Annotated in this window: 3 protein-coding genes; all 3 read left to right on the top strand. The window is 65.0% G+C overall.

Annotation, left to right across the window (positions count from 1 at the left end):
* The first annotated feature begins 156 nt into the window (after positions 1-156).
* The 3 genes from GH664_RS22010 to GH664_RS22000 are packed head-to-tail and all read left to right on the top strand — an operon-like array spanning position 157 to position 3408.
* The gene (locus GH664_RS22010) at positions 157-1431 is read left to right on the top strand and encodes a site-specific integrase (RefSeq protein ID WP_153170246.1); all 1275 of its coding nucleotides are present in this window, start codon (positions 157-159) and stop codon (positions 1429-1431) included.
* Entirely contained in the window at positions 1428-2393 is a 966-nt protein-coding gene (locus GH664_RS22005; protein ID WP_048704687.1) for a tyrosine-type recombinase/integrase, read from the top strand. Before GH664_RS22010 ends, GH664_RS22005 begins: the two co-directional genes overlap by 4 nt.
* Complete coding sequence (locus tag GH664_RS22000) at positions 2386-3408, top strand: tyrosine-type recombinase/integrase (protein ID WP_153170245.1); 1023 nt, start codon at positions 2386-2388, stop codon at positions 3406-3408. Before GH664_RS22005 ends, GH664_RS22000 begins: the two co-directional genes overlap by 8 nt.
* Positions 3409-3508 lie beyond the last annotated feature (100 nt).

Raw genomic sequence — 3508 nt, 5'->3', positions numbered from 1 at the left:
CGACCCCTATGCATAGCTCTCAACTATGTAGAGTCGCGGCTGGCGGGACGGCATTTGATCAGCAATTACGCGGGCAAGCGGCGCGTTCGGGCGTGAGCAGCTACACATAGTTTTCCGGCCCATGTTCACTGGCGGCTCCACAACCTGGAGACTGCCATGCGATCCAAGCTTTCGTCTCGATCCGAATCCTCTGTCCGCACGCGCGGCTGTACTCAGCTGGAGCGGCATGTTCCGGCATACCGCGAGTACCTGCTCGGTCGCGGCAACGCTTCCGGCTATGTGCGCAGCTGCGAAGCGGCCGTGATGCACCTATCGATGTGGATGCACCAGACCAACCTGGGTCTGGCCGACGTCGATGAGACGCTCGTGGTCGAGTTCCTCAAGGGCCATCTTCCCCAATGCAACTGCGAGACGAGTGCCCGTCACCCAGCTTGCGTGCGCGCTGCATTGGCGCACCTTCTGGTCGTGCTGCGCGAGGCCGGTGTCATCAGGCCCAAGCCACAGGACGAGACGGCAGTCGGGGAGGAGTTGCGTCGCTACGACCAGTACATGACACAGGTCCGAGGACTTGCCCCTAAGACCCGCGAGGGCGCGCTTCGCCTGGTCGGGGCCCTTCTTCGCAAGCACTTCGGTGATGGCGACATCCAGTTCGATGTGCTCACGGCCGAGCACGTACGACACTTCTTCGGGTTGCAGGCCAAGAACTACAGCACACCGTCGAGCCTGGGCGCCGTGGTCGCCTCCCTGCGCGGCTACTTCCGCTGGCGTGCGTCGCTGGGCGACCGTACCCATGCGCTGGTTGGTGCTCTGGCCTATCCGGCCAACTGGCAGTTGGGATCGTTGCCCAAGTCGCTGGAGCCGGCAGAGGTCGAACAACTCGAGGCCGCCCTTGGCCAGAGCGGCCCGTCGATGCTGCGCGCCGACGCCATAGTGCGCTGCGCGCTCGACCTGGGCCTGCGAAGCAGTGAGATCGCACAGTTGAACCTGGACGACATCGACTGGGAAGCCGGCACGATCACACTTCGCCGCACCAAGGGCCGGCGTGAAGACGTAATGCCCTTGCCTGAAGCAACAGGGCGAGCCATCGCCCTGTACCTGCGCGACGAGCGACCCAAGACCCAGCACCGGATGGTCTTCGCTCGGCATATGACGCCGCGCGAGCGACCCATCGGGCCGGACCTCGTGCGCAAGACCATCCGCCAAGCCTATGCGCGCGCCGGTCTTGCGCATACGCGTTCGCACCTGTTGCGTCACACGATGGCCAGCCGTCTGCTGGCCGGCGGTTCCTCGCTCAAGGAGGTAGCCGACGTGCTGCGGCACCGCTCGCTGAACACGACGCTGATCTACGCCAAGCTCGACAGCAGGCGTCTCGTCGAAGTGGCTTTGCCTTGGCCCGGGACCTCCGCCCTCGCCACAGGGAGGCTGTCATGACGATAGGACTGACTGCGCTTGTGGATCGCTACCTCACTGAGCGTCGTACTCTGGGCTTCCAACTGCGTTCGGCCGCCTACAGCCTGCGCAGCTTGGCCGAGTATGTTCGGCGTACGCGCCATCGCGGCCCTCTGACCCTGGAGGTCATGGCCCAGTGGGCGCGTCTGGATAGCCACGCAAGCGTCGATCCCCGGACTTGGGCGCGGCGGCTCAAGCAGTTGCGCTCCTTCACGCGCTGGATGCAGCAGTTCGAGCCGGCCACAGAAGTCCCCGACGACACGATCTTCGGTCGGCTGCCCGAACGCCAGGCGCCGCACATCTACAGCCAAGAGGAAGTGCAGCAGTTGCTGGCCGCCGCGCGTCAGCTCGGCCCCAATCCCGGCCTGCGCGGCCTGGTCTACGAGACGCTGTTCGGCCTGATTGCAAGCTGCGGACTGCGCCTGTCCGAGGCGTTGTCGCTGAACCTTGACGACGTGGATCTCAGGCGCGGCCTGCTGACGATCCGGCGCACGAAGTTCGCCAAGTCGCGCCAGGTGCCGCTGCATCCGAGCACAGTCAAGGCCTTGGGCCAATACCGCTGGACTCGGGACGTGGCGGGCGCCTCACGCGACGACGACGCGCCGTTCTTCATCGGCACACGGGGTCGCCTGTTCGGCAAGCCGATGCACCGGCATCAGGTGGAGCACGTCTTTGCCACGCTGCGCCGCGAACTGGGGTGGATCAACCGTGGTACGCACCACGCACCGCGCATCCATGATCTGAGGCACACCTTCGTGGTGAGGCGCATCCTGCTGTGGCAGCAACAGGGCATCGACGTGGACGCGGCGATGCTGTCGCTGTCGACCTACGTCGGTCACGCGATGGTGACCAACACCTACTGGTACCTGCAGGCGGTGCCGGAATTGATGGCGGTGGCCGCCCAGCGCTTCGAGTCGTGCATGCCGGAGCTCAACCATGGGTGAAGCGCGACTCAACCGAAAGGGCTCTCCGCCAAGCTTCCCGGCGCTGGTGCAGCAATTCTTCACCGAGTACCTGGTCGCACAGCGCGCACTCAGCCCGCGTACCGTGGCCTGCTACCGCGACGCGATGACCTTGTTCCTCGGGTATGCGGCCAAGCAGTTGGGCAAGCCGCCAATCACCATGCAACTCGTGGACATCACGCCGGATTTGATCCTGAAGTTCCTGGCCCACCTGGAACACGAGCGGCACAACTCGGTGCGCAGTCGCAACTTGCGGCTTACCGCCTTGAGGGCGTTCCTGAAGTTCGCCGGCCGACGTGACGTGACGGCGCTGCATGCCGTCGAGCGCGCGATGGCCGTGCCGATGAAACGCTTCGAGCGGCCGCTGCTGGGTCACCTGACGCGCCCGGAGATGATTGCCGTGCTGGGACAGCCTGGTACGGGATGGACTTCGCAGCGCGACCATCTGCTGCTGAGCCTGCTGTACAACACCGGCGCGCGCGTCTCGGAGATCGTCGGCGTGCGCGTCGTCGACGTGGTGCTGGATGGCGCGGCCTGCGTCCACCTGCATGGCAAGGGTCGCAAGGATCGCTCGGTCCCGCTGTGGAAGACCACTGCGGCGGCCATCCGCGCGTGGCTAAACGCCAACCCGCACCTGCGTGATTCGGCGGCATTGCTGCCCAATCGATCCGGGCATCCGATGACCCGCTGCAACGTGGCGCAGCGACTGGCGCTGGCGGTGGACAGAGCCAGCGCAGAACAGCCGAGCCTGAAGACCAAGCGCATCTCGCCGCATACCCTGAGGCACACGACCGCCATGCATCTCCTGCAAAGCGGCGTGCCGTTCAACGTGATCGCACTGTGGCTCGGCCACGAGAGTACGAACACGACGCACCGCTACGTCGAGGCCAACCTGGAGATGAAGGAGAAGGCACTTGCCCGGCTCGAAGCACCTGACATCAAGCTCAAGCGCTTCCGTGCCGGCGATGAACTGATGAGGTTCTTGCAGACCCTGTAACTATGCAGAGCACACCACGCCCCAGTGCGGCCGTCGACCGAGCGAACAGCCATGCTGGGGGGTGCCCCTACGCATAGTTGAGAGCTATGCATAGGGGTCG

This window comes from Thauera sp. 2A1 (assembly GCF_009469595.2).
GTDB lineage: Bacteria > Pseudomonadota > Gammaproteobacteria > Burkholderiales > Rhodocyclaceae > Thauera.
Note: the sequence above shows the minus strand (reverse complement) of the source record. Positions and strands in the feature narration are given on the sequence as shown.

Coding starts and splice junctions, on each gene's coding strand:
- GH664_RS22010 (WP_153170246.1), top strand. CDS start 157: ATGCGATCCAAGCTTTCGTCTCGATCCGAATCCTCTGTCCGCACGCGC.
- GH664_RS22005 (WP_048704687.1), top strand. CDS start 1,428: ATGACGATAGGACTGACTGCGCTTGTGGATCGCTACCTCACTGAGCGT.
- GH664_RS22000 (WP_153170245.1), top strand. CDS start 2,386: ATGGGTGAAGCGCGACTCAACCGAAAGGGCTCTCCGCCAAGCTTCCCG.